We start from the raw sequence: 25,615 nt of genomic DNA, 5'->3' as shown, positions 1-25,615 counted from the left end.
TGTTGTGGGTATGTGACGTTCCGTTTGGTGATGTCCCCCGCGAGGCCGCCCTCCGCTCACCGGCGCAGCAGAACGCGCCTGGTCGCGCGGGCCAGCCGGACTCCGGTCCGTGCCGACCGTGGCACCGGTCCCGACCGCTCCAGCCACCACTCCCGCAACTCCCGCCGCGCACCGGGGTCCTCGTCGCCCGGGGGCGTCCGCAGCACGTGCGCGACGAAGTCGAGGGCGTCCCGCCGGTACCCGCCGGTCATCGGGCACCCCTGCGCGTAGGCGAGGAAGGCCGGCCGGTACCGCGCGCCCAGGATCACCGGCAGTTCGGGCGCGACCTTGCCGACCACGTCGGCCCGCTTCCCGGCGAGTGCACGCGCCTGCACTCCCAGCCGCACCCCATCGAACCCCTCGGGCACCGGCGTCCCCGCGACCAGCGCGGACAGCAGCGCCGCCTGCGCGAGCCCGAGCCGCTGCCGTACGGCGTCGTCGGCCCCGGAACCGGCACGCGAGACGCGCGGCCCCGCACCGCTGCCGGCGGCTGCCGTACTCGCCGCCCGCCCCTTCGCGACGGCGGTGCGGATCGCCTCCACCTCACCGCGCAACTCGTCGCCGTCGGGGAAGTTCTCGTCCCGCTCCAGCAGGACGCCCGGCGGGGCGACGCGCGAGGCGAGGTCGGTCAGGATGTCCAGCACCGCCCGCGGAACGGGGTGGGCGTGGCTGTCGTGCCAGACGCCGTCCCGCTCGAAGCCGCCCGCGACATGGACGTAGGCGATGGCCTCCAGGGGCAGCTCACCGAGCGCCTCGGCCGGGTCCTCACCGCGATTGACGTGATTGGTGTGCAGGTTCGCCACGTCGATCAGCAGCCGCACGCCGGTCCGGTCGGCCAGCTCGTACAGGAACTGGCCCTCCGTCAGTTCCTCGTCAGGCCAGGAGACGAGCGCGGCGATGTTCTCCACGGCGAGCGGGACGGGCAGCGCGTCCTGCGCGATGCGCACGTTCTCGCACAGCACGTCGAGGGCGTCCCGGGTGCGGGGAACGGGCAGCAGGTGTCCCGCCTCGAGCAGCGGTGAGGCGGTCAGCGCCCCGCCCGCCCGCACGAACGCGATGTGCTCGGTGACCAGCGGCGCCCCCAGGACCTCCGCCCGCTCGGCCAGCGCCGCCAGCCGCCCCGCGTCCGGCCGGTCCGCGCCGCCGAGCCCGAGCGAGACCCCGTGCGGCACGACGGTCACCCCCCGCTCGCGCAGCCGCAGCAGCGAGTCGGGCAGATGCCCGGGACACAGGTTCTCGGACACGGCCTCGACCCAGTCGATGCCGGGCATCCCCTCGACGACGTCCGCGATCTCCGGCCGCCATCCGATGCCGGTTCCCAGTCGCGCCATGCGCTCCATGGTTGCCTCCCCTCCTGCGCACATGTCGGGGGTATCGCCAGCCCGGCCGGGGGCGAACCCCGGACGGGGCTTGTTCAGAGCAACATCTGAGGTTCGCGGCGGAGCCGGACCGTCCGCCACCACGGGTCCTACCGCCGCAGCGCCGGATGGTCCGCCACCACCGTGCACGAGCCCGGTGCGATCTCCGTGAACCCGGCGTCGCGCACCACCGGCAGGCCGCCGGTGGTGAGGTCGGGCCAGCGGGCCGGGTCCGCGGTGCGTACCGACAGCGGGAAGCCCGCGTCGCGCCACGCCGTACGCTCGCCGTCCGACAGCTCCCACCAGGCGAGCTGCGCACCGTGGCCCGCCTGGGCCATCGCCTTGCCCGCCGACATGTCCAGGTCCGGGTTCATCCAGAGCACCGGCGCGGTGGGGTCGGCGCCGGCCGGCGGCTCCGGGTCGTCGAGGTCGGTGCCGGAGACCTGGAGACGCGCCAGGTCCTTCGGCCAGCCGTCCAGCGGGACCGGCGGGAAGACCCGCACCTCGGCGGTCTTGCCGGTGACCGTGATGCCGGGCAGGGCCTCGGCCCGCCGCCACTCCGCGCCCCGGGCCCGCCGCACGACCTTGCGGATGCGGGCGTCCTGCCAGTCCCGCATCGCCCGCGCCCACTCGCCGTCACCGGTCGACCGCTCGTCGCCGAGCATCACCAGCACCGCCCGGGCCGCCGTCTCCAGCGCGTCGGTACGGGGCGGCGGCGCCGCCCGTTCGATGCGCACGACGAGCGGCAGCACGAACTGCGGCGCGAGGTCGCGGTCGCCGGGCTCGGGACGGAAGGGGCTGTCGGGGACGGAGGCCGGGGCGGGGACGGGTGTCGTCGGGTCGTTGCTCACGCCCTACAGTCTGCCAACCCGCCCGCCCGCGAGAGTATGGCCCCATGCGACGCGAGCTACGACTGGAGAGCGTGGGACGCCGCTACGGCATCCGCGGCCCCTGGGTGCTGCGCGGCGTCGATCTGGGCGTGCCGCCCGGCGCCCTCGTCCGCGTCGAGGGCGCCAACGGCACCGGCAAGTCCACCCTGCTGCGCCTGCTCGCCGGGATCGACGCCCCCACCGAGGGCAGGGTCTCCGGCCGTCCGCGCACCGCCTACGTCCCCGAACGCTTCCCGCCCGCCCTGCCGTTCACCGCCGCCCGGTACCTCACCCACCTCGGCACCGTCCACGGGCTGCCCCGCCGGGCGGCCGCCCGTGCCGCCGGGCAGTGGCTGGAGCGGCTGGGGGCCGCCGGGTACGCCGACACGCAGCTGGACCGGCTGTCCAAGGGCAGCAGCCAGAAGGTGGCGGTGGCGCAGGCCCTGCTCGCCGAGCCGGAGTTGCTGGTCCTCGACGAGGCCTGGACCGGGCTCGACACCGACGCACGGGCGGAACTGGAACGGGCGGTCGCCGAGCGCACGGCGGCAGGCGGCGCCGTCGTCTTCGTCGACCACGACCCGCGCCGCCTGGCCGACGCGCCCGACGCCGTGTACACGGTGCGCGACGGCACCCTGCACCGCCGTGGCGGACCGGCGCCGGTGCCGGCCGGGCCGCGGGCCGTCGTCCGGGTGCAGGGACCGCCCGGCGCCGCCCTGCCCGCCGACGCGCAGCGGGTGGCCGCCTCGGCGGAGGAGACCGGTCCCGGCTCCCACACGCTCACCGTTCCCGCCTCCCACTCCGACGTCCTGCTGCGTACGCTCCTGACCGCCCGGCCGCCCTGGCACGTGGTGAGCGTGCGCGCCCCGGAGGACCACCGATGACCGCCCTGCTGCGCTACCAGGCCGCCCTCCTGCTGCGTTCCCAGCGCTGGCTGCCGCCCGTCGTCCTGTACGCCGCCGCCCTCGGCATCGGCGTACAGGGCGGGCAGCCGGTGCTCGACTCGCTGGGCTGGGCGGCGGCCGCGCTGCTGCCGGTCGCGGCCTGGCTGGTGCGGATCTGCGTCACGGGGGAGCCGCCCGCCGCGCGGGGGTGCGTGTCGGCGGCCCGCGGTCCCGCGCGGGCCCACCTGGCCTCCGTGCTCGTGGCGCTGGCCGCCGCGGTCGTCCTGGGCGCGGTGGCGACCGTCGTCGTGACGCTGATCAGCGACCCCGTCAGCACCGGGCACGGCACGCGTGTGCCCCCGCTCCCGGCGGGCGGCGCCGGACTGCTCGCCGCGCTGGTGTGCGCCCTGCTCGGCACCGCCGTCGGCGCGCTCACCGCCTGGCCGGTGCTGCGCTCGCCCGGCCGCGCGGTGCCCGCCCTGCTGCTGGCGGCCCTGCTGTCGCTGGTGGCGTCGGGTTCTCCGGCACGGGCGGCGGTCAGCGGCCTGGTCACCGGGTCGAAGTCGGGCACGGTCCCGTTGCCGTGGCCGCCGCTGGTCGTGGCGGCGCTCATCGCCTCGGCCGCGACCGCCGCGGCCTGTGCGCTCAGTTCGCGCAGATCGTCAGCCTGAGCAGGCCGTGCGCTGCGCCTCCTGCCACTCGCAGACCGGGCAGAGCGTGATGCCCTTGTACGACTCCGGGTACTCCGTCGGCTCCCGGCACAGGACGCAGTCCGCGTACGGCGGGCCGTCGGCCCTGGGCGGCCGGGTCGCGTCGATCAGGCAGTAGCCCCCGGGGTCGCAGCCGGAGCCGTCCGGGCCTTGGTCGTGGTCGCTGCTCATGTGTCCAGCGTAGGCCCGTCAGCCGCGGCCGTTCGTCGCGCCGACCAGCTCCGAGACCTTCACGAAGCGGTAGCCCCGGCGGCGCAGCTCGGGCACGACCGCCCGCACCACCTCCTCGGTCACCGGGGCGGCGCTGCGCGTGCAGTGCATGACGACGACCGAACCCGGCCGCACTCCGTCGAGGACCTGCCGGGTCACCGCGTCGGCGTCCGTCGCGAACGCGTCACCGCTCACCACGTCCCACTGCACGGCGGTGACACCGGTGGCCGACAGCTCCTTGAGGGCCGCCTTGTCGTAACAGCCGCCGGGGAATCGGAAGTACGGCATCGGGTTCGGCACTCCGGCCTTCTCGAACGCCGTGTACGCCCGCTCCAGGTCCGAGCGCATGCGGTCCTTGGACACCGTCGGCAGGCCGTAGCAGTCGTCGGTGTAGGCGTAGTGGCTGTAGGAGTGGTTGGCGATCTCGAACCGCGGGTCCCGGCCGATGGACCGGGCCTCGTCCGGGTACTCCTCGGCCCAGCGGCCGGTCATGAACACCGTGGCTGGCACCTTCAGCTTCCGCAGCGTCGCGATCAGCTCCGGATTGTCGAACCGTTCGCCCGCGGCCGCCCGCGGCCCCTGGTCGGCGGTCATGTCGGCGTCGAAGGTGAGGGCGACCGTCTTGCCGTCCTTCGCGCCGGCCGTGCGGGGGCCGTGTTCGAAGACGGGGGTCAGGCCCGCGGGGCCGGGGGCGAGGGTGGGTGTCCGGGAGGGGGAGGGGGACGAAGACGGGGCGGGGGCCGAGGGCGCCGGACGGGGGGTCTGCCCGGCCCCGGTGGTACCGCAGGCCGTGAGGGCGGCGCCCAGGACACAGAGCGCAGTCGCGCGTCGTACGAGAGTGATCACCGTACGAACGTAGGAGTTAAATGTTCTGTTTGTATGACTATGTGGCCTGACGTGCCGATCCGGTCACCCTCCCGGCTCAGGCCCCGGCGTCAGATGTCCCGTTGCTCCAGCGGCTTCGTCGCCGGGCCCTCGATCACCTTGCCGTCCGGGTCGAAGCGGGACCCGTGGCAGGGGCACTCCCAGGCCCGCTCGGCCGCGTTGAAGTCGACCAGGCAGCCCAGGTGGGTGCAGCGCGGCGAGACGGCGTGCAGGGCGCCCTCCTCGTCCCGGTAGACCGCGAGCCGGTCGCCGCCCGCCCGGACCACCGCGCCCTCGCCCGGCGGCAGCGCGTCCACCGGCGGCGCGGGCCGCAGCCGGTCGCCGACGAAGTGCCGGGCCACCTCGGCCTGCGTCTTGAGCAGCGCCGGTGCCTCGCGCACGGCCGTGCGCAGCCGGCGTGGGTCGTACAGCCCGCTCCACGCGCACTCCTCGCCGGTGATCTGCGCGGTCAGCAGCCGGCCCGCCATCATGCCGCCGCTCAGCCCCCAGCCGCCGAAGCCGGTGGCGACGTACGTGTGGTGCGCGCCCGGGTGCAGCGGGCCGGCCATCGGCACGGTGTCGGTGGGGTCGATGTCCTGCGTGGCCCAGGCGTGGGTGCGGTCGACGCCGGGGAAGTGCTCGTCCGCCCAGGCGGCCAGACGGTCGAAGCGCTCGCGGGTGTCGCCCGTGCCCGGTGTGAAGTGCTCCCCGGTGACGACGAGCAGCCGGCGGCCCGCCTCGTCCAGGGGCGCCGTACGCACCGAGCGGGTGTTCTCCTCCGGCGTGATGTACATGCCGTCGACGTCGCGGTCCGCCTCGATGCTCCCGGCGACGACCAGCTCGCGGCGCGGGGAGAGGCGGGCGAAGAGCAGGGCGCGGTCGAAGATCGGGTAGTGCGTGGCGACCACGACGTCCCGGGCGGTGACCGTCGCTCCCGCCTCGGTCCTCACGCGGCACGGCTCGCCCTCGTCCAGACCGTGGACGGTGGTGTCCTCGAAGATCCGCCCGCCCCGCGCCTCCAGGTCCGCGGCGAGCGCCCGCAGGTACTTGAGGGGGTGGAACTGGGCCTGCCCGGTCACCTTCACGGCGCCCGCCACGGGGAACGGCAGCCCGGTCTCCGTCACGAAGGACGCCGGCAGCCCCGCCTCCTTCGCGGCGGCGGCCTCGGCCCGCACCTCGTCGACGCGGCCCGGGTCGCGGACGTACGTGTACGCGTCGCGCGTCTCCCACTCGCAGTCGATGCCCAGCTCGGCGACGATCCCGGCGGCGTGCTCGATCGCCTCGGACTGCGAGCGGGCGTACAGCCGGGCGCCCTCGGGACCCCGGGTGCGGCGCAGCTTGTCGTAGACCAGGGTGTGCAGCACGGTCAGCTTGGCGCTGGTGTACCCGGTGACGCCGGCGGCGACCCGCCCGGCCTCCAGGACCGCCACACTCCGCCCGGCCCGCGCCAGTTCCCAGGCCGTGCTGAGACCCGCGATGCCGGCGCCGATCACGGCGACGTCGACCTCGAGATCCTCCGTGAGCGCGGGGCGGGGCGCACCGCCCGGTGCCGTCTGAAGCCAGTACGAGCCGTTGACCTGCACGTTCTCAGTCATGCGGCCCGAGTACCCTGGGGCCGCGGCTTCAGTGACCGGACGGTGCCCCCGCCTGTGCCCCGCCGCTACCTGCGCCAGGGGCCGGTGACCGCGAAGGTGGTGCCGGGCGTGTAGCAGTTGACGTACATCGTGTCGCCGTCGGGGGAGAAGGTGACACCGGCGAACTCACCCCACTCGGGCTCCTCCTCCGTCCCGATGTTCTGGGCGCCGCGGGCCATCGCGTACACCTCGCCGCGCCGGGTGAGGCCGAAGACGTGCTGCGCGCCGTTGCCGTCCTCGCAGACCATCAGGCCGCCGCTGGGCGCCAGACAGATGTTGTCCGGGGACTCGCCCGGCAGCTGCACGTCGGTGTCCGGGCCGAAGACGATCACCAGGGTGAGCCGGCGCCGCTCGGGGTCGTAGCGCCAGATCTGCCCGTAGTGGTCGGCGGCCGAGCCCTCGTCGCTGTGGGCGAAGGACGACACGAAGTACACGCTCCGCCCGCCCCAGTAGCAGCCCTCCAGCTTCTGCGCGTGGGTGATGCCGCCCCGGCCGAAGTCCTGGAAGCGGACGGGCGTCCCGGCGGCCAGCGGGTCGGGCACGTCCACCCACTCGATGTGGTCGAACGTGGCGCCCGTCTCCTGGATCGAGGAGAGGTCGGGCACGCCGGGCACGCGCATCGCCTGGAGCCTGCCGCCCGCCCGCAGCGAGCCCCGGCCGCCCAGCGGTTTCTCCGGCAGGAACCGGTAGAAGAGGCCGAACGGCCGCTCGAACGCGTCCTCCGTCTCGTAGACGACGCCGCGCCGCGGGTCCACGGCGATCGCCTCGTGCTGGAAGCGGCCCATCGCGGTCAGCGGCACCGCGCCGGTGCGGTGCGGGTCGACCGGGTCGACCTCGAAGATGAAGCCGTGGTCCTTGGTGTAGCCGTTGGTGCCGGCCTGGTCCTCGGTCTCCTCGCAGGTCAGCCACGTGTTCCAGGGCGTGTGCCCGCCCGCGCAGTTGACGGCCGTACCGGCGATCGCGACCCGCTCGGACAGGACGTGGTTGCGGGAGTCCAGCTCCAGCGCCGTACAGCCGCCCTTGCCCTCCGGGTCGTACGTCAGGCCCTTGACGGTGGGGACCGGGACGCGGCCGTCGGCGCGGTTCTCGTGGTTGCGGACGAGGCGGGTGCGGCCGTGCCTGCCGGGGAAGGCCGACATGCCGTCGTGGTTGGACGGCACCTTGCCCTCGCCGGAGCGCAACTCGTCGCCCTCGCGGGACAGCACGCGGTAGCTGAAGCCCTTGGGCAGGTCGAGCAAACCGTCGGGGTCGGGGACGAGGGGGCCGTAGCCGGTGTGGCCCAGGGACTGGGCGGCGGCGGTGCCGGCGAAGAGTTCGGACAGGGCGCCGGTGAAGGCGATGCCTGCGCCCAGGGCTCCGGTACGGGCGAGGACCTGGCGTCGGGTTGCGGACATGCGGGTGACCTTCCTGCTGGCGGACAGGACTGTGACCCCGCTGTGTCTATCACCTGCCAGGAGCCCCGGGAACCACGCGTGTAGCTCGTGTCACCGCTCGACCGGGTGCTCCTGCGCCTTCTCCAGGAACCGCAGCAACTCCACGGGGAAGGGCAGGACGAGGGTGGAGTTCTTCTCGGCGGCCACCGCCACGACCGTCTGGAGCAGCCGCAGTTGCAGGGCCGCGGGCGTCTCGGACATCTCGCGGGCCGCCTCCGCGAGCACCTTCGACGCCTGCAGCTCGGCGTCGGCGTTGATCACCCGGGCGCGCCGCTCCCGGTCGGCCTCGGCCTGCCGAGCCATCGAGCGCTTCATGGTGTCCGGCAGGGAGACGTCCTTGATCTCGACCCGGTCGATCTGCACGCCCCAGCCGACCGCGGGGCTGTCGATCATCAGCTCCAGCCCCTGGTTCAGCTTCTCCCGGTCGGACAGCAGGTCGTCCAGGTCGCTCTTGCCGATGATGGAGCGCAGCGAGGTCTGGGCCATCTGCGAGACGGCGAACCGGTAGTCCTCGACCCGGACCAGCGCGTTGGCCGCGTCGACGACCTTGAAGTACACGACCGCGTCCACCCGCACGGTGACGTTGTCGCGGGTGATGCCCTCCTGGGCGGGCACGGGCAGCGTGACGATCTGCAGGTTCACCTTGTGCAGCCGGTCCACGAACGGCACGATCATCGTGAACCCGGGACCGCGTGGCTCCCCCGCGAGCCGTCCGAGCCGGAAGACCACCCCGCGTTCGTACTGCCTGACGACCCGCGCCGCGGCGGCGACGTAGAGGACGCCCGCGCTGCCGACGGCGGCAGCCGCGGTCAGGAGCTCCTGGACCATGGCGACCTCCTCACTCGGAGGACCGTTTTCACCCTTGCTGTCACGATAGGCCCGAAACCGGGCCTGTGTCAGGGCGTGTGCCGGGACGCCGTCAGGGGGTCTCGACGAGGCGCGCCGCGTCCCGGGCCAGCGCGGTGAGCCGGGAGATCGCCCGGAAGTACTTCTTCCGGTACCCGCCCTTGAGCATCTCCTCGCTGAAGAGGCGGTCGAAGGGCAGCCCGGAGGCCAGGACGGGCACCTCACGGTCGTAGAGCCGGTCCGCGAGCACCACGAGCCGCAGCGCCGTCGACTGGTCCGGCACCGGGCGCACCCCGGTGAGGCACACGGCCGTGAGACCGTCGGTCAGGGCGCCGTAGCGGCTGGGGTGCACGCGGGCGAGGTGGTCGAGGAGGGCGGGGAAGTCGTCCAGGGACGCACCCTCGGTGGCCTGCGCGGCACGGGTCACCTGGTCGTCGGAGTACGGCGCCGGGGCCTCGGGCAGACCGCGGTGGCGGTAGTCCTCGCCGTCGATGCGCAGGGCGCGGAAGTGGGCGGACAGGCCCTGGATCTCGCGCAGGAAGTCGGCCGCCGCGAAGCGGCCCTCGCCGAGCTTGCCGGGCAGCGTGTTGGAGGTGGCGGCGAGCGCCACGCCCGCCTCCACGAGCCGGGCGAGCAGGCTGGAGACGAGGACGGTGTCGCCGGGGTCGTCGAGCTCGAACTCGTCGATGCACAGGAGGCGGTGCCCGGAGAGGGTCTGCACGGTCTGCTGGAAGCCGAGGGCGCCGACGAGGTTGGTCAGCTCGACGAAGGTGCCGAAGGCCTTGCGGGAGGGCTCGGCGGGGGTGGCGTGCCACAGGGAGGCCAGCAGGTGCGTCTTGCCGACGCCGTAGCCGCCGTCGAGATACACGCCGCGGGGTCCGGCCGGGGCCTTCGGTGCCTTGCCGCGGCCGAGCCCGAAGAACCCGCGCCTGCCGCCGGTGGCGCCGGGAGCCTCGCCCAGTCCGCCCGCGAAGCCCTCCAGGACCCGTACGGCCTCGGTCTGGCTGGGCTGGCCGGGATCCGGGATGTACGTGCAGAAGCGGACCGAGTCGAAACGCGGCGGGGGCACCATCTCGGCGACCAGACGGTCCGCGGGGACGTGGGGCTCACGGGCGCACAGGGAGAGCGGGCCCGGAGCCGTCCCGGATATCGGGGCGGGGCTGGAGGCGGGGGAGGAGGACGACACGGTGCTCAATGGTAGGGCCTGTTCGGGATGCCTTGTCGTCGCACGGGCGCGGGAGGCGGGGGCCGGCGCGGGTACCCCGGGTGTGGCGGGGGCCGGCCGGGCGGGTGGCGCTTGCCTGCGCTGCGGGCTCCCGGGTGGGCGCGGACCTGCTTCCAGCCGTGGCGTACGGGTGCCCCGTTGCCCCTGGTCACTGGGTGGGGCCCCGCACGGGGCACCCGCCCCCGCGGCGCCCCCACGGCGCCCCCACGGCGCCCCCACGGCGCCCCCACGGCGCCCCCACGGCGCCCCATGGCGCCCCCATGGCGCCCGCACGGCGCCCGAACGGCACCGCGGCCACGAGCGGCGTGCCACCGGCCCTCGGTCCCCGGGCCCCTGGTGAGGCCGCCCGCGACGCGGCCGAGGTGGCCCCGGAGGCACGCAGCAGCGCCGCGTCGCAAGGCCACGTCGGGGGACGACGTGGCCCCGCCTCGTCCACCCGGGCGGGCGCGTCCCGGCCCGTGTACCTGGGTGGTGTGGCCGCCCGTCGGCCGCATCCGGGCCGCGTGGTGCGTGGCCCCGGCCCGTTCGCCCGGGCGGGCGCGTCCCGGCCCGTGTACCTGGGTGGTGTGGCCGCCCGTCGGCCGCATCCGGGCCGCGTGGTGCGTGGCCCCGGCCCGTTCGCCCGGGCGGCGCGTCCCGGCCCGTGTACCTGGGTGGTGTGGCCGCCCGTCGGCCGCATCCGGGCCGCGTGGCGCGTGGCCCCGGCCCGTCCACCCGGGCGGCGCGCCCCGGCCCGTGTACCCGGGTGGTGTGGCCGCCCGTCGGCCGCATCCGGGCCGCGTGGCCGCCCGTCGGCGTACCGGCCTGCGCGGTTGGGGTGCCGGGCGCGTGGAACACTGCACGACATGCGACGCCTGTTCCCCGTGCTCCCTGTGACCGATCAGACAGCCGGCCCGGACCTCGACGGGGCCGACCGGGAGTGGAGCCTGGCCGAGCTGGCCGCCGCCTACGCCTATCCCGAGCCGGACGGGCGGCGGGAGACCTGGCTGCGGGCCAACATGGTCTCCACCCTCGACGGCGCCGCCCAGCACGACGGCCGCTCCCAGCCCATCTCCAGCGCGGCCGACATGCGGGTCTTCGGCACCCTGCGCGCGCTCGCGGACGTGGTGATCGCCGGCGCCGAGACCGTACGGCAGGAGGGGTACCGCCCGGCACGCGCGCGGGCGGACTTCGCCGAGGCGCGGCGGGCGGCCGGCCAGGCACCCGTGCCGGCGATCGCGGTGGTCAGCGCGAGCCTGGAGCTGGACTTCTCCCTGCCGCTGTTCACCTCCCCGGTCGTACCCACCCTGATCCTGACCGGAGCCGCCGCGGCCCCCGGCCGGATCGCGGCCGCCGAGAAGGCCGGGGCCAGGGTGGTGATCGCGGGTGACGGCGTCGGCGTGGACCCGGCCCGTGCCCTCACCGCGCTCGCGGAGCTGGGGCACACCCGGCTGCTGACCGAGGGCGGCCCGCGGCTGCTGGGGCAGTTCGTCACGGCCGGCGTGCTCGACGAGCTGTGCCTGACCGTCTCCCCGATGCTGACCGCGGGGGACGCGCAGCGGATCGCGGGCGGGCCGGCGGTCGAGGCCCCGAGGCGGTTCGCACTGGTGTCCCTGCTGGAGGAGGAAGGTTTCCTCTTCAGCCGTTACCGGCGTGACTAGGACGATCCCGGGCATGCGTGGGCGGCGGCGACCGGACAGGGGTTCGGTCGTTACCGCGCATCCGGGAATCGGCGGAATCTGCCGTTCCGTTTAGTCCGGGCCGGGCACACTGAATCCGGCAGTACCCGTGCGATGGCGGGGCAGGATGGTTTCCGCAGGGTCCGGTACGGCCTACGGAGGGTGGGCCCACGGGCCCTCGAAGGAGAAGGGGCGCCTGGTGTTCACAAGCGTTTTGATGATCGAGAAGGCCCTGACGTCCGCCGACGTGGAGTTCGTCACCACCTTGCACGGGGACGAGCAGGTCGCCTTCCACGTGCTGCTCCAGCCGCGCGGCGATCAGGCGGACCGGCTGCTGCGGGCCATCGACGACGTCGCGCTCGGCGAGCTCGACGACGCCGTACGAGAGGGGGAGACCCCGGAGGGCCAGGAGGCGCAGAGCGTGGGGGAGCGGGCTCTGGAGGTGTCCCTCACCGCCCTGCGCGCGTCCGGCGCCCAGGCCGAGGGCCGGCTGATCGAGGACCACCCGCTGGACGAGCTCAAAGCCGTGGTGATGGAGATCGCGGCCGACGAGGTGATCGTCCTGACCGATCCCCACTACGTGGAGGAGTTCTTCCACCGGGACTGGGCCTCCCGGGCCCGGCACAAGGTCGGCGTACCGGTCCTGAAACTCTTCTCCCACCGCAAGGCATAGGCTGGTGCCGCGCCCCCGCCGAGGGGGCGCGCCCGTCAACGGATCACCAACGGATCACTCTGGGAGAACAGCGCATGGCACCCGGCCTTCCCACCGCCATGGACCGACCGCACTTCATCGGCATCGGCGGCGCCGGAATGTCGGGCATCGCCAAGATCCTCGCCCAGCGCGGCGCCGCCGTGGCGGGCAGCGACGCCAAGGAGTCCGCGACCGCCGAGGCGCTGCGCGCGCTGGGCGCCACCGTGCACATCGGGCACGCGGCGGACCACCTCGCCGACGACGCGAGCTGCGTGGTCGTGTCCTCGGCCATCCGCGAGGACAACCCGGAGCTGGCCCGCGCCGCCGAGCTGGGCATCCCGGTCGTGCACCGCTCCGACGCCCTCGCCGCCCTGATGAACGGCCTGCGCCCGATCGCCGTGGCCGGCACCCACGGCAAGACCACCACCACCTCGATGCTGGCGGTCTCCCTCTCCGAGCTGGGCCTGAACCCGTCGTACGCGATCGGCGGCGACCTGGACGCGCCCGGCTCCAACGCCCTGCACGGCGACGGGGAGATCTTCGTCGCCGAGGCGGACGAAAGCGACCGCAGCTTCCACAAGTACGCCCCCGAGGTCGCGATCGTCCTCAACGTCGAGCTGGACCACCACGCCAACTACGCCTCGATGGACGAGATCTACGAGTCCTTCGAGACCTTCGCCGACCGGATCGTCCCCGGCGGCACCCTGGTGATCGCCGCCGACCACGAGGGCGCCCGCGAGCTGACCCGACGGCTGGCCGGCACGGTGCGGACGGTGACGTACGGGGAGTCCGACGACGCCGACGTGCGCATCCTGTCGGTCGTCCCGCAGGGCCTGAAGAGCGAGGTCACCGTCGTCGTCGACGGCGCCGAGCTGACCTTCGCGGTCTCCGTCCCCGGCCGCCACTACGCCCACAACGCCGTCGCCGCCCTCGCCGCGGGCGCGGCCCTCGGCGTCCCCGCCGCCGAGCTGGCCCCCGCGCTGGCCGCCTACACGGGCGTCAAGCGGCGGCTCCAGCTCAAGGGTGAGGCGGCCGGCGTCCAGGTCGTCGACTCCTACGCGCACCACCCCACCGAGATGACGGCCGACCTGGAGGCCATGCGCGCCGCGGTCGGCGACGCCCGCATCCTGGTCCTCTTCCAGCCGCACCTCTTCTCCCGCACCCAGGAACTGGGCAAGGAGATGGGCCAGGCCCTGGCCCTCGCGGACGCCTCGGTCGTCCTCGACATCTACCCGGCCCGCGAGGACCCGATCCCGGGCATCACCAGCGAGCTGATCATCGAGGCGGCCCGGGCGGCCGGCGCGGACGTCACGCCGGTCCACGACAAGGACGCCGCGCCCGCGCTGGTCGCGGGAATGGCGAAGGCCGGTGATCTCGTTCTCACCATGGGCGCGGGCGACGTCACCGACCTCGGACCGCGCATCCTGGACGAGCTGTCGAAGTAAGGGGCTGAGACTCATGTCGTACGACGTCGAGAAGCCGGACGAGCAGTGGCGGGCGGAGCTGGCCCCGGCCGAGTACGCCGTGCTGCGCGAGGCCGCCACGGAGCCGGCCTTCACCGGTGAGTACACCGACACCAAGACCGAGGGCGTCTACTCGTGCCGCGCCTGCGGTGCGGAGCTGTTCACCTCGACGACCAAGTTCGAGTCGCACTGCGGCTGGCCGTCCTTCTACGACCCGAAGGACACCGACGCGGTCGAGCTGATCGAGGACCGCTCCCACGGAATGGTGCGCACGGAGGTGCGCTGCGCCCGGTGCGGTTCGCACCTCGGCCACGTCTTCAAGGGCGAGGGCTACCCGACCCCGACCGACCAGCGGTACTGCATCAACAGCATCTCGCTGCGGCTGGCGCCCACGGGGGACACCGCGGGCTGAGCCGGCCGGTCACCGTCACAGGTCATGGGTCAGCGGTCGGCCGGGAGCGTCACGGTGAACACCGTCGCTCCCGGCTCGTCGCCCAACTCGATCGTGCCGCCGTGCGCCCGCACCAGTGACGCGGCGACCGACAGGCCCAGGCCGCTGCCGCCCCGGTCCCGGCTGCGGGCCTTGTCGACGCGGTAGAAGCGGTCGAAGATCCGGTCCCGGTCGGCCGCCGGGACGCCGGGACCCGTGTCGGCGACCGACACTCGGGCCGCACCCGACGCGGCGGAGACCGTGACCGAGACCTCGGTGCCGGGCGGGGTGTGCACGGCCGCGTTGGTGAGCAGGTTGTCCAGCACCTGCCGGACCCGCTGCGGGTCCAGACGCAGCCGCACCGCCCCAGGAGCGGCCGTCACGGTCAGCGAGTGGCCGGGGCGGGCGGCGCGGAAGGCTTCGGCCGCCTGCCGCACCAGCTCCGTCAGATCCGCCTCCTCCCACCGCAGCGGCGCCTCCACCTCGTCCGCGTCCAGCCGGGCGAGCAGCAGCAGGTCGTCCAGGAGCACGCCCATCCGGGCCGCCTCGGCGCGCAGCCGGGCCAGATGCCGTTCCCGTTCCTCGGGGGCGTTGGCCGCCGCGTACTGGAAGAGGTCGGCATAGCCCCGTACGGACATCAGCGGGGTGCGCAGCTCGTGGGAGGCGTCCGCGACGAACCGGCGCAGCCGCTGCTCGGCCTCCGCCCGTACGGCCAGTGACGCGTCGATGTGCTCCAGCATCGTGTTGAACGCGGTCCGCAGCTCCGCCACCTCCTTGCCGCCGTCCCGTCCGTCGGCCCGCAGCGGCAGCCGGGCGGCCGACTCGGTCAGATCGTGCGAGGCGATGCCGTGCGCCGTGCTCGCCATGTCGCTCAGCGGCTTCAGGCCGCGTCGCAGCATCCGCCGCCCGAACACCACCAGGGCCGCCAGCGCCAGCCCGAAGACGACGACCTGCACCGTGATCAGCTGCTCCACGGTGTCCTCGACGTCACCCAGGGGCGCCGCGCTCACCAGCACCACCCCGGGCTCGACCTCGCAGGCCCGCAACAGGTAGGGGCCGTGCCCGCCGAGGCGCACGGTGCGGGTGAGGTCCTCGTCCGAGTGGGCCATGGTCTGCGCCAGCGCGGTCAGCGCCCGGCTGTCCGCCGGCACCTCGGCGGGCGTGCGCAGGTCCGCCGAGCCGCCGGTCACGTCGTACACGGCCGTGTACCAGCCGTAGTACGGCTTGCGCTCGACCGTGCCGTGCGCCGCCGCGTCCTTGGACTGCACCACCTGCACCAGCTTCATCTGGTCGGCGAGCTGCCGTTCCAGGTACTCCCGCATGTACGCGGTCAGCACCGTGCCGACCACGGCGAACACCACCAGCGACAGCACGCCGAGCCCCAGCGCCAGCCGGGTGCCGAGCCGCAGGCCGCGGTAGGCGCGCCACCACCGCCGTATCACCCGGCCGCCTGCCGGATGACGTAGCCGAAGCCCCGCACCGTCTGGATCAGCGGCTCACCCGTGTCGTCTCCGCCGTCCGTCCTGTTCGCGCCTTTGGTGTGTTCCAGCTTGCGGCGCAGCCGGCTGACGACCAGTTCCACGACGTTGGACCGGCCGCCGAAGCCGTACTCCCACACGTGATCGAGGATCTGAGCCTTGGTCAGCACGGCCGGCGACTTGCGCATCAGGTAGCGCAGCACCTCGTACTCGGTCGGCGTCAGCGACAGCCGCCGCCCGCCGCGGTGCACCTCACGGGAGTCCTCGTCCATCACCAGGTCCGCCACCCGCAGCACCGACCGCTGGAGACCCGGCCCGGTGCTGCGCCGCAGCACGGTGCGCAACCGGGCCATCAACTCCTCCACCGCGAACGGCTTGACCAGGTAGTCGTCCCCGCCCCGGGTCAGTCCCGCCACCCGGTCGGCCACCCCGTCGCGCGCGGTGAGGAACACCACCGGCACCATCGTGCCGGCGCCGCGCAGCCGGTCCAGGACCCCGAATCCGTCGACGTCGGGCAGCATCAGGTCGAGCACCACGATGTCCGGGCCGAACCCGGCGGCCAGGCGCAGCGCCTGTTCACCCGAGTTGGCCGTGACCGCCTCCCAGCCCTCGTAGCGGGCGACGGTGGCCACGAGATCGGCGATGGGCGGATCGTCGTCCACCACGAGCAGGCGTACTTTCTCCACCCGCTCATACTGCGCCACCGGCCGCCCGCACCCCAGAGCGCGGGGACCGCCGTTGCCCGATCGACAGCAGACCGACAGGTGACCGACAGGTCGGGAAGGGTTTCCGGTGTGAACCCCCGAGCAGCGGGAAGGAGTCGCCCCGCAGCATCGGGGGCCCCACGGACCAGGCGTCTACACTCGACCGGCGACGGCCCCACCGACCGCGGCCGGAGCGGGCAGCTTCTGCCAGACCCGAAGGGTATTCGGCGTTTTGATACGGATGGACTCAGTCACCAAGCGGTACCCGGACGGCACCGTGGCGGTGGACCGGCTGACGCTGGAGATACCCGACCGCTCGATCACGGTCCTCGTCGGACCCTCGGGCTGCGGCAAGACGACGACCCTGCGCATGATCAACAGGATGGTCGAACCCAGCGAGGGAACGATCCTGCTCGACGGCGAGGACCTCCAGCAGCAACCCGTCACCACGCTGCGCCGGTCGATGGGGTACGTCATCCAGAACGCCGGGCTCTTCCAGCACCGCACGATCCTCGACAACATCGCCACCGTGCCCCGTATGATCGGCTGGGGCAAGCAGAAGTCCCGCGAGCGGGCGGCGGAGCTGATGGAACGCGTGGGGCTCGACGCCTCCCTCACCAAGCGCTACCCGTACCAGCTCTCCGGCGGCCAGCAGCAGCGCGTCGGGGTGGCCCGTGCGCTCGCCGCCGATCCGCCGGTGCTGCTCATGGACGAGCCGTTCTCCGCGGTCGACCCCGTGGTCCGCAAGGGACTGCAGGACGAACTCCTGCGCATCCAGGACGAACTGGGCAAGACCATCGTCTTCGTCACGCACGACATCGACGAGGCCATCAAACTGGGCACCATGGTCGCGGTGATGCGCACCGGCGGCCGGCTCGCCCAGTTCGCACCGCCCGCCGAGCTGCTGTCCGACCCCGCGGACGACTTCGTCGAGGACTTCCTCGGCGCCGACCGCGGCATCCGGCGGCTCTCCTTCTTCCCCTCCGCCGGCCTGGAGCTGACCACCGGCCCGGTCGTGCGCGCCGACGCCACCGCCGAGCAGCTGTCCGCCGCCGACGGCGCCCCGCACCTGCTGGTGACCGACGCGGACGACCGGCCACTGGGCTGGGCCGAACCGGGCGACCTGAGGGCCGGGGACCTCGCGGCCGGGCGACTGCTGTCCTACGGGCGGCCGTTCGTGCCCGGCACCGACTCGCTGCGGGCCGCCCTCGACTGCGCCGTGCTCTCGCCCACCGGCTGGGCCGTCGCCGTGGACGCCGGCGGGCGGGTCACCGGTGTCGTCGCCCAGCAGACCATCGGCGAGGCGATCCGCACCGCCCATCGCGCGGGGAGCGCCGCCGACGCGCGGACCGAGGAGCCCGCCGACGTCACGAAGGTCGCCCCGTGAACGGCTTCTTCGACATCCCGAGCGACCTCGACAACACCTGGTTCGGCCTGATCGGCCTGCACCTGCGCGAGGCGCTGCTGCCGGTCCTGGCCGGCCTGCTCGCCGCGCTGCCCCTCGCCCAGCTCTGTGTGCGCTTCCGCTGGCTGTACCCGCCCGTGCTCGGCGTGACGACCGTCTTCTACGCCATCCCGTCCCTGGCCGTCTTCGTGGTCCTCATCGACTACACCGGCCAGACCGAGCTGACCGTGATGATCCCGCTGGCCGTGTACAGCCTGGTGGTGCTCGTCCCGGCGATCGTCGACGGCGTGCGATCGGTGCCCGAGGAGACCCTGGCCGCTTCCACGGCCATGGGCTTCGGGCCACTGCGCCGGTACCTCCAGGTGCAGTTGCCGATCGCCGTGCCCGCGATCCTCGCCGGTCTGCGGGTGGCGGTCGCGTCGAGCATCTCGCTGGTCAGCGTCGGCGCCCTCATCGGCAACCAGGGCGCCCTCGGCAACCTGCTGGCGGACGCCCAGAAGTACGGCCGGCCGGAACTGGCGGTCAACTCCGTCCTCACCACCGCCGTACTGGCGATCCTGTGCGACGCGGTCCTCGTCCTGCTCCGGAACCTGCTGACCCCGTGGATGCCCCGCGGCAAGGGCGGGCGCCGGCCCAAGGAGTCCACCGCGCGGCCCGAGCCGGAGGAGGCGGCCGCCCGATGAACGTCCTGGACTTCGTCAACGCCTTCTTCAGCGACAGCGCCCACTGGCACGGCTACGACGGCATACCCACGCGCCTGCTGGAGCACGTCCAGTACACGCTGATGGCCCTCGGCCTCGCCGCCGCCATCGGTCTGCCCGTCGGGCTGCTGACCGGGCACACCGGGCGCGGTGGCAACGCCGTCGCCTTCGTCGCCACCGCCGCCCGCGCCCTGCCCAGCTTCGGTCTGCTGGTACTGATCGCCGTCGTCGTCGGCATCGGCCTGCTGCCCGTGATGATCCCGCTGGTCGTGCTCGCGATCCCGCCGATCCTGGTGACCACGTACGAGGCGGTCCGCTCCGTCGACCCCGCTCCGGTGGACGCGGCGCGGGGCATGGGCATGCACGAGACCGGCATCCTCTTCCGGGTCGAACTGCCCGTCGCCCTCCCGCTGGTCCTCAGCGGGCTGCGCTCGGCCGCCATCCAGGTCGTGTCGACGGCGACCATCGCCGCCTACGTCAGTCTCGGCGGACTCGGCCGGTACATCATCGACGGGCTCTACCAGCGGAACTACGAGAAGGTGGTCGGCGGCGCCACGCTGGTCGCCCTGCTCGCTCTCGTCACCCTCGCCCTGTTCTGGGCCGCCGGGCGGCTGGCCGTGTCGCCGGGGGTGCGCAGACGCTGACAGCGCACCCGGCGGCGAGGAAACCGTAACCAGGCCGTTCTTGACTGACCGGCAAGTGGCTCGTTTGGATCGACGGATGACTTTCACCGCCAAGAGCAGCAGGTCCAGGACGAGGCACACCGGCGCGGCGGCCGTCGCGCTCACCGCCGCGGCGGCGCTGCTCGCGGGCTGTTCCTCCGGCTCCGACGACACGTCCGACAATCCGCTGGCGGGCGAGAAGGCGGAGGCCGGCACCGTCGTCGTCGGCTCGAACAACTTCGCCGAGAGCACCCTGCTCGCCGACATCTACGGCGAGGCGCTCAAGGCCAACGGCCTCAAGGTCACCTACAAGCACAACATAGGCAGCCGCGAGACGACGTACGGCCTGATGAAGAACGGGTCCGTCACGGTGCTGCCGGAGTACAACGGCTCGCTGCTGGCCTACCTCGACCCGAAGGCCGAGCAGAAGTCCGCCGGATCGGTGAACGAGGCGGTCAAGGCCAAGCTCGACAAGAAGCTGACGCTGCTGGACTCGTCGCCGGCCGAGAACAAGGACTCGGTGAGCGTCAACGCCGAGACGGCGAAGAAGCACGGCCTGACCGCCGGGTCGACCCTCGCCGACCTCAAGGACGTCGCCCCGGACCTGGTGATCGGCGGCTCGCCCGAGTTCCAGACCCGGCAGCAGGGCCTCAAGGGCCTGGAGTCGGTGTACGGGCTGAAGTTCAAGTCGTTCAAGGCGCTCGACGCGGGCGGTCCGCTGACCCAGTCGGCGCTGACCAAGAACACCGTGCAGGCGGCGGACGTCTTCACCACCGACCCGACCATCATCAAGGAGAAGTTCGTCGTCCTGAAGGACCCGGAGAACCTCTTCGGCTACGCGAACGTCACCCCGCTGGTCGCCAAGGGCGGGCTGTCGAAGAAGGGTGTGGCCACGCTCAACGCGGTCTCCGCCAAGCTGGACACCAAGACGCTCCTCGACCTCGACGCCCAGGTCCAGCTCGACAAGAAGGACCCGCTGGACGTCGCCAAGGCGTGGCTCGAGTCCGCGGGCCTCGGCTGACCGGGGCCGCCGTCACGACGCCGCGGCCCCGGCCGCGGCGTCGATCAGCTGGTCGATCAGGGCGATGAGGACGTCCCGGCTGGAGGTCCGCTCCCGCGCGTCGCACAGCAGCACCTGTACGTGCTCCGGCAGCGCGAGGGCCTCGCGGATCTCCGCGGCCGGGTACGGGTGCCGGCCGTGGAAGCCGTTGACGGCGACGACGAACGGGATGCCCCGCCGCTCGAAGAAGTCGATCGCGGCGAAACTCGACTCGGGCCTGCGGACGTCGACCAGGACCACCGCACCGAGCGCCCCGATCGCCAGGTCGTTCCACATGAACCAGAACCGCTGCTGACCGGGCGTACCGAAGAGGTACAGCACCAGGTCCCGGCCGATGGAGATCCGGCCGAAGTCCAGCGCCACGGTCGTGGCCCGCTTCTCCTCGATGCCGGCGAGGTCGTCGACGCCCAGGCCCGCCGCGGTCAGCGGTTCCTCGGTGCGCAGCGGGGCGATCTCGCTGACCGACCCGACCATGGTGGTCTTGCCGACGCCGAAACCGCCCGCGACGAGGATCTTCACCGCGTCGGGAGCGTGGGCGGCGTGGGGCGCGGTGGCCGTGTCGGGCGCGGTGGAGCGTGCGGATGCCGTGGGCGTCTCGGCGACGCGCTCAGAGCCGGCCAAGGCCGTCCCTCACTTTCTGCAGCAGGTCCAGGTCGGGAGTGGCGCGGGAGACGAGGTGCGGCGGCCGGGCGGTGATCCGGCCGGCCTCCAGCAGGTCCGAGAGCAGGATGACGACCACGCTCACCGGCAGGTCGAGACGGGCCGCGATCTCCGCCACGGCGACCGGCTCGGCGCACAGCCGCAGGATCCGCAGGTGCTCGGGCTGCGGCCGCGCCGCCCGGGCCGGCTGCGGTTCGACGGCGGTCACCGTCGTGATGAGGGTGAAGTCGGCGCGGCTGGGCCGGGTCCGGCCGCCGGTCAGCGTGAACGGCCGCACGAGCCGGCCCGCCGCGTCGCCTCCGGTCACGTCACTCGCCGGGGCCGGCGGTGGCCCGCGGTGCCGCGCTCAGGTGCTCGCCGATCTTCTTCACCAGCATGTTCATCTGGTACGCCACCACGCCGACGTCGGCGTTCGGGCCGGTGAGCACGACCAGGTGCGCGCCGGGGCCCGCGGAGGTGAGGATCAGGTAGCCGTTGGCCATCTCGATGAGAGCCTGGCGCACCGGGCCGCCCCGGAAGTCCATGCTGACGCCCTTGCTGAGACTCATCAGGCCGGACGCGGTCGCCGCCAGCCGCTCGGCGTCGTCGCGCAGGAACCCGGTGGACTTGCTGACGACCAGTCCGTCCTCGGAGAGCACCACGGCCTGGTTCACGTCGGCGACCCGCTCCACGAGTCCGGTGAGCAACTGGTCCAGCTCGGTGTGCGTGGCGGGAGAGGGTCGGGTCATCGCGTGTCCTTCGTCGGCGGTCGGCGGTCGGCGGTGGGAGTCGAGGGGGCGGCGGAGGCGGAGGAGGGCACGGGCCCGTCGGTGTCGGTGTCGGTGTCGGTGTGGGCGTCGGTGTCGGTGTCGTCCGCGTCGTCGTCGGTCTGGGCCCGCAGCGTGCCGCGCTGGAAACCCGCGAGGGACGAGGCGGCGCGCTCGGCCGTGAAGTCGGCGTAGTCGTCGCCGGACGCGCGGTCCGAGCCGTCCCGGCGGCCACCGGTGTCCTCGTCGCGCAGCTCGGCGGCGAGGCTGGTCTGCGGCACCCGGCGGGGCAACGGCGCCAGGCCGCCGCGCTCGTCGGCGGTGCCGTCGGGCGAACCGTGGCGGGAGCCGCCCGGGGCGCCTGGCGCGACCGCGGACCGGCTCGGGGGCGCCGGCCGGGACGACCGTACGGGCCGCTCGCCGTCGGCCGGGTCCGCTCCCGGCCCCTGGGCCGCGGCGGACGCGGCGGACGCGTCGGGCGCGGGGGCTTCCGGGGCGGCTTCCGGGGCCCCGGCGACCCGGGGAGCGTCGGCGCCGTCCGCCCGGATGCCGGTGCCGTCCGCCCCGCCGGCCGGCTCGCGCACCACGATGTCGTGCGGGATCAGCACGATCGCCGTGGTCCCGCCGTACGGGGAGGGGCGCAGCGTGACGGTGATGCCGTGCCGGTGCGCGAGGCGGGCGACGACGAACATGCCGAGCCGCAGGTCGTCGGCGAGCGCCACCACGTCGAACTGCGGAGCCACCGCCAACTGGGCGTTGAACGAGGCGTAGTCCTCCTCCGACAGGCCGAGCCCGCGGTCCTCGATCTCGACGGCCAGGCCCTTGGCCACCAGTGCCGCGCGCACCCCGACCGGGTTGGGGGCGGGGGAGTAGGCGGTGGCGTTGTCGATCAGCTCGGCCAGCAGGTGGATCACGTCGGCCACCGCGGGCGGGGCGAGGGCCACCTCCTCGTCGGCGTGCAGCTCCACCCGCTGGTACTCGGCGACCTCGCCGACGGCGCTGCGCAGGATGTCCACCAGCGACACGGGCTCGCGCCAGGTGCGCCGGGGCTGCTCACCGCTGATGATGACGAGGTTCTCCTCGTAGCGCCGCAACTGACTCGCCGTGGAGTCCAGTTCGTACAGGCCCTTGAGGATGTCGGGGTCCGTGTGCTCGCGCTCCAGGGCGTCCAGCTTGCCGAGCTGCATGTTGACGAGGTTCTGGCTCTGCCGGGCGATGCCCAGGATCACCTTCTGGAAGCCGCGCCGGGTGTCGGCGAGTTCGACGGCGGTGTGCACGGCGGTGCGCTGCGCGGTGTTGAACGCCTGCGCGACCTGGCCGAGTTCGTCCTGCCCGTAGTCGAGCGGCGGCGTCGCCGATTCCACGTCGACCTTCTCGCCGCGCTCCAGCCTTGCCACCACGTCGGGCAGCCGTTCCTGGGCCAGGCTCAGGGTGGCCAGCCGCAGCCCGCGCAGCCGCCGGGACAGCGAGCGCGTGATGCGCCAGGACATGACGATGCAGAGCAGCAGCGCGATCAGTCCGCCCGCGCTGAGGACGCCGGCCTTGATCAGCAGACCCCGGGCCTCCGCGGCGCTGCGGTCGAGGAGGCCGTCCGTCTGCTGCCGGACGAGCTGGGCGTACTGGGTCGAGACCGCCTCGAAGGCGGTGCTCCAGCGCTGCCGTGCGTCCGGCAGGTCGATCCGCTCGTCCCCGCCCGGCGAACGGGCCTCGAGCACCTGGTCCTCGACGTCCTGCAGGGACTTCCAGTCGGAGCTCGCGAGGATGCGCTCGGTCTGCGTCTTGGCGGTACCGGTCAGAGAGGGGACGATCTGGTCCTGCACCAGCCAGCGGCGGGTGTGCACCAGCTGGGCGAACCGGGCCCACTGCTCCTCGTCCATCCGGTCGGACGGCCAGGCCAGCGTGAGCCGGGCGTCCTCCTGGGAGACCAGTTCGGCGGCGTGCTCCAGGGCGACCAGCGGACCCGCCTGGGAGGTGAGGTCTCCGTCGTCGACCTGGGAGAGTTCCTGGAAGGCGTGGATCTGCTCGTCGGCGATCGAGGTGTACTGGTCGAGCGCCTGCTCGGCGGTGATGTCGCTGGGGTCGTCCACCTGGCTGCGGTAGTACTCCAGGCTGCCCACCGAACCGAGCACCGAGTACAGCCGGTCCGAGATCCGGTCGGGAGCGCTCTCGATCGCGTCCGACTGGTCCACGAGCTGGGCGACCGCCTCGTCCGTCTTCTTGCGCTGCGCGTCCAGTTCCGCCCGGTCGCCGTCCGGTGCGGCCAGCCAGGCGGCCGACAGACTGCGCTCCTTCTGCAGGGCCAGGGTGGCCTCGGTGCCCATGGCCCCGGTGTCGCGGCTCAACTCGGTCTGCGCGCGCAGCCGCAGACCCTCCGAGAACATCTGGATCGTCGTGACGCCCCACACGGCCGCGAGGGTCACACCGGGCACCAGGGCCAGGAGGATCAGGGACAGACGTATGGAGCCGAGGCGGCGCCGGGCACCCTTCTTCCGTGTCTTGCGTGTCTTGCGTGCAGACATCGTCGTCCTAGGCGATCAGTGAGGGAGGTTGGCGAAGGCGCGGAGGTTCCGGCGGCCGCGGGACTGCCCGGTCACCGGGTGCCGCCCGCGGCGAACTTCGCGACCGCGTCGGCGTTCGTCCGGGTCACGAACGCGGGGCCGGTCAGCACGGGCGCCACCCCGCCGCCGCTGACGTTGCCGTTGGTGCGGTACAGCCAGAGCGCGTCCACGGCGAGGTAGCCCTGCAGATACGGCTGCTGGTCCACCGCGAACTGGACGTCCCCGCGTTTGACGGCGGCGACCAGGTCGTTGTCGAGGTCGAAGGTGGCGACGTGCGCCTTGCTGCCCGCCTTGTCGACCGACTCGACCGCGGTGAGGGCGAACGCCGCGCCGTTCATGACGACTTCGTCGATGCTGGGGTCCTGCCGCAGCCGCGCCGTGACGGCCGCGCCGACCGCCTTCATGTCGGTGCCCTCGACGTAGAGCATCTCGGTCTCGCCCCCGAAGGTCTTCTTCACCCCCGCGCAGCGGGCCTCCAGGGCGACGTTGCCGCGCTCGTGGATGACGCACAGGGCGTGCTTGGCCTTGAGGTCGTCCAGCTTGTCGCCGACGGCCCGGCCCGCGACGCTCTCGTCCTGCCCGAAGTACTCCAGGAGCCCGGTGGGCCGCCAGGCGTCGATGCCGGAGTTGAGGCCGACCACGGGAATCCCGGCGGCCTTGGCCTCGGCGACCGGCGCCTTCATCGCCTGCGGTTTGGCCAGGGTCACGGCGATGCCGTCGGCCTTGTCGCGGATGGCGTCCCGTACCAGGTCGGCCTGGTCGGCGGTGTCGGCGTCGCCGGCGTAGGTCAGGTCGACGTCGTCCTTGGCGGCCGCCGCCTCCGCGCCCTTGCGCACCCGGTCCCAGAAGGCGTCGCCCTCACCGCCGTGGGTGACCATGACGATCTTCATCCGGTCGCCGTCCGACCCGCCCGCGGCGTCCGCCGCCGAGCCGTCCTCGTCCCCGCCGAGGGCGGAGCAGCCGGCCGCCAGCAGACAGACGGCGGCCGCGAGGGCCGCGGTGCGCAGGAGTCCGGGGGAGTGGGTGGGCAGGGGAGCTGTACTCATGGGGGCGGGGGCACCTCGCTGTGCGGCCGAGCAGGAGGAACGGGGCGAGGAGGCCCGGAGCCGCGGGTCAGTGCGCCAACCGGGTGAAACTCGCCTGGCCGGAGCAAACCGTGTGTGACCGCTGGTAGTCAAGTGACCAGCGAACCGCTGTCAGTTGTCGGTGCCGCATCGTGATGATCGGGACGGCGAAAGCGGGCGGAAGCGGAATGCCGGGCGGTATGTCCGGCGGTGTGTGCGGGGATGTGCCCGGTGGTGGTTACGGTGCGCAGCGGTTCAACGGGGGC

Annotated in this window: 25 protein-coding genes; 10 read left to right on the top strand and 15 right to left on the bottom strand. The window is 73.4% G+C overall.

Annotated elements, in window-relative coordinates; all coding sequences use genetic code 11:
• Nucleotides 1–56 precede the first annotated feature (56 nt).
• Nucleotides 57–1,370, bottom strand: coding sequence for an MbnB/TglH/ChrH family RiPP precursor modification enzyme (locus ABS735_RS26815; RefSeq protein WP_373903694.1), 1,314 nt, complete (start codon nt 1,368–1,370; stop codon nt 57–59).
• A gap of 137 nt (nt 1,371–1,507) precedes the next feature.
• Nucleotides 1,508–2,248 carry an aminoacyl-tRNA hydrolase gene (locus tag ABS735_RS26810; protein WP_373903695.1) on the bottom strand — a complete coding sequence of 247 codons (741 nt, stop codon included), beginning with the start codon at nt 2,246–2,248 and terminating at the stop codon, nt 1,508–1,510.
• A 44-nt stretch (nt 2,249–2,292) separates the two neighbouring features.
• On the opposite strand from ABS735_RS26810, the gene ABS735_RS26805 reads away from it, so the two are divergent.
• Nucleotides 2,293–3,147: an ABC transporter ATP-binding protein gene (locus ABS735_RS26805; RefSeq protein ID WP_373903696.1), complete on the top strand. Its 855-nt coding sequence runs from the start codon at nt 2,293–2,295 to the stop codon at nt 3,145–3,147.
• A complete protein-coding gene (locus ABS735_RS26800) occupies nt 3,144–3,818 on the top strand; it encodes an ABC transporter (RefSeq protein WP_373903697.1) in 675 nt (224 codons plus the stop codon). Before ABS735_RS26805 ends, ABS735_RS26800 begins: the two co-directional genes overlap by 4 nt.
• Here ABS735_RS26800 and ABS735_RS26795 read toward each other — a convergent pair.
• The 6 genes from ABS735_RS26795 to zapE all read right to left on the bottom strand — a co-directional run bounded on the left by ABS735_RS26795 (nt 3,810) and on the right by zapE (nt 10,030).
• Nucleotides 3,810–4,028 (bottom strand): hypothetical protein, encoded by a 219-nt coding sequence (locus tag ABS735_RS26795; RefSeq protein ID WP_373903698.1) that lies wholly within the window; start codon nt 4,026–4,028, stop codon nt 3,810–3,812. The genes ABS735_RS26800 and ABS735_RS26795 overlap by 9 nt on opposite strands.
• An 18-nt stretch (nt 4,029–4,046) precedes the next feature.
• On the bottom strand, nt 4,047–4,913 hold the full coding sequence (locus ABS735_RS26790) for a polysaccharide deacetylase family protein (protein ID WP_373903699.1): 867 nt from the start codon (nt 4,911–4,913) through the stop codon (nt 4,047–4,049).
• 89 nt (nt 4,914–5,002) lie between these two features.
• A complete protein-coding gene (locus ABS735_RS26785) occupies nt 5,003–6,526 on the bottom strand; it encodes an FAD-dependent oxidoreductase (protein WP_373903700.1) in 1,524 nt (507 codons plus the stop codon).
• Nucleotides 6,527–6,591: 65 nt separating this feature from the next.
• Nucleotides 6,592–7,959: a PhoX family protein gene (locus ABS735_RS26780; protein ID WP_373903701.1), complete on the bottom strand. Its 1,368-nt coding sequence runs from the start codon at nt 7,957–7,959 to the stop codon at nt 6,592–6,594.
• A 90-nt stretch (nt 7,960–8,049) separates the two neighbouring features.
• Complete coding sequence (locus ABS735_RS26775; protein WP_373903702.1) at nt 8,050–8,826, bottom strand: slipin family protein; 777 nt, start codon at nt 8,824–8,826, stop codon at nt 8,050–8,052.
• Between the two features lie 91 nt (nt 8,827–8,917).
• A complete protein-coding gene (gene zapE, locus ABS735_RS26770) occupies nt 8,918–10,030 on the bottom strand; it encodes a cell division protein ZapE (RefSeq protein WP_373903703.1) in 1,113 nt (370 codons plus the stop codon).
• Between the two features lie 884 nt (nt 10,031–10,914).
• Here zapE and ABS735_RS26765 point away from each other — a divergent pair.
• The 4 genes from ABS735_RS26765 to msrB all read left to right on the top strand — a co-directional run bounded on the left by ABS735_RS26765 (nt 10,915) and on the right by msrB (nt 14,293).
• Nucleotides 10,915–11,709: a pyrimidine reductase family protein gene (locus ABS735_RS26765; RefSeq protein ID WP_373903704.1), complete on the top strand. Its 795-nt coding sequence runs from the start codon at nt 10,915–10,917 to the stop codon at nt 11,707–11,709.
• 217 nt (nt 11,710–11,926) lie between these two features.
• The gene (locus ABS735_RS26760) at nt 11,927–12,400 is read left to right on the top strand and encodes an indole-3-glycerol phosphate synthase (protein WP_373903705.1); all 474 of its coding nucleotides are present in this window, start codon (nt 11,927–11,929) and stop codon (nt 12,398–12,400) included.
• Nucleotides 12,401–12,474: 74 nt separating this feature from the next.
• On the top strand, nt 12,475–13,863 hold the full coding sequence (gene murC / locus ABS735_RS26755) for a UDP-N-acetylmuramate--L-alanine ligase (protein WP_373903706.1): 1,389 nt from the start codon (nt 12,475–12,477) through the stop codon (nt 13,861–13,863).
• Between the two features lie 13 nt (nt 13,864–13,876).
• Nucleotides 13,877–14,293: a peptide-methionine (R)-S-oxide reductase MsrB gene (gene msrB / locus ABS735_RS26750; protein WP_373903707.1), complete on the top strand. Its 417-nt coding sequence runs from the start codon at nt 13,877–13,879 to the stop codon at nt 14,291–14,293.
• Nucleotides 14,294–14,322: 29 nt separating this feature from the next.
• Here msrB and ABS735_RS26745 read toward each other — a convergent pair whose 3' ends face one another.
• Together ABS735_RS26745 and ABS735_RS26740 are read right to left on the bottom strand one after the other, a co-directional pair.
• Nucleotides 14,323–15,753, bottom strand: coding sequence for a sensor histidine kinase (locus tag ABS735_RS26745; protein ID WP_373903708.1), 1,431 nt, complete (start codon nt 15,751–15,753; stop codon nt 14,323–14,325).
• Nucleotides 15,750–16,475, bottom strand: coding sequence for a response regulator transcription factor (locus ABS735_RS26740; RefSeq protein ID WP_373903709.1), 726 nt, complete (start codon nt 16,473–16,475; stop codon nt 15,750–15,752). The genes ABS735_RS26745 and ABS735_RS26740 overlap by 4 nt, the downstream gene beginning before the upstream one ends.
• Before the next feature lie 250 nt (nt 16,476–16,725).
• On the opposite strand from ABS735_RS26740, the gene ABS735_RS26735 reads away from it, so the two are divergent.
• The 4 genes from ABS735_RS26735 to ABS735_RS26720 all read left to right on the top strand — a co-directional run bounded on the left by ABS735_RS26735 (nt 16,726) and on the right by ABS735_RS26720 (nt 20,282).
• Nucleotides 16,726–17,880: an ABC transporter ATP-binding protein gene (locus tag ABS735_RS26735; protein WP_373903710.1), complete on the top strand. Its 1,155-nt coding sequence runs from the start codon at nt 16,726–16,728 to the stop codon at nt 17,878–17,880.
• Complete coding sequence (locus ABS735_RS26730) at nt 17,877–18,581, top strand: ABC transporter permease (protein ID WP_373903711.1); 705 nt, start codon at nt 17,877–17,879, stop codon at nt 18,579–18,581. The genes ABS735_RS26735 and ABS735_RS26730 overlap by 4 nt, the downstream gene beginning before the upstream one ends.
• Nucleotides 18,578–19,243 (top strand): ABC transporter permease, encoded by a 666-nt coding sequence (locus ABS735_RS26725; RefSeq protein WP_373903712.1) that lies wholly within the window; start codon nt 18,578–18,580, stop codon nt 19,241–19,243. The genes ABS735_RS26730 and ABS735_RS26725 overlap by 4 nt, the downstream gene beginning before the upstream one ends.
• A 76-nt stretch (nt 19,244–19,319) precedes the next feature.
• Entirely contained in the window at nt 19,320–20,282 is a 963-nt protein-coding gene (locus ABS735_RS26720) for an ABC transporter substrate-binding protein (protein ID WP_373903713.1), read from the top strand.
• Nucleotides 20,283–20,294: 12 nt separating this feature from the next.
• Here the strand turns inward: ABS735_RS26720 and ABS735_RS26715 are convergent, their stop codons facing one another.
• The 5 genes from ABS735_RS26715 to ABS735_RS26695 all read right to left on the bottom strand — a co-directional run bounded on the left by ABS735_RS26715 (nt 20,295) and on the right by ABS735_RS26695 (nt 25,331).
• Nucleotides 20,295–20,840 carry a GTP-binding protein gene (locus ABS735_RS26715; RefSeq protein WP_373903953.1) on the bottom strand — a complete coding sequence of 182 codons (546 nt, stop codon included), beginning with the start codon at nt 20,838–20,840 and terminating at the stop codon, nt 20,295–20,297.
• An 88-nt stretch (nt 20,841–20,928) separates the two neighbouring features.
• Nucleotides 20,929–21,288, bottom strand: a complete 360-nt coding sequence (locus ABS735_RS26710) for a DUF742 domain-containing protein (protein WP_102931124.1) — start codon at nt 21,286–21,288, stop codon at nt 20,929–20,931.
• Nucleotide 21,289: 1 nt separating this feature from the next.
• Nucleotides 21,290–21,709, bottom strand: coding sequence for a roadblock/LC7 domain-containing protein (locus tag ABS735_RS26705; protein ID WP_007445343.1), 420 nt, complete (start codon nt 21,707–21,709; stop codon nt 21,290–21,292).
• A complete protein-coding gene (locus tag ABS735_RS26700) occupies nt 21,706–24,246 on the bottom strand; it encodes a sensor histidine kinase (protein WP_373903714.1) in 2,541 nt (846 codons plus the stop codon). The genes ABS735_RS26705 and ABS735_RS26700 overlap by 4 nt, the downstream gene beginning before the upstream one ends.
• A gap of 71 nt (nt 24,247–24,317) precedes the next feature.
• Nucleotides 24,318–25,331 (bottom strand): substrate-binding domain-containing protein, encoded by a 1,014-nt coding sequence (locus ABS735_RS26695; protein WP_373903715.1) that lies wholly within the window; start codon nt 25,329–25,331, stop codon nt 24,318–24,320.
• Nucleotides 25,332–25,615 lie beyond the last annotated feature (284 nt).

Origin of the sequence: Streptomyces sp. MMCC 100 (assembly GCF_041538145.2) — a bacterium.
Classification (GTDB): domain Bacteria; phylum Actinomycetota; class Actinomycetes; order Streptomycetales; family Streptomycetaceae; genus Streptomyces.
The sequence above is the reverse complement of the archived record's forward strand: the minus strand, read 5'-3'. Positions and strand labels throughout refer to the sequence as shown.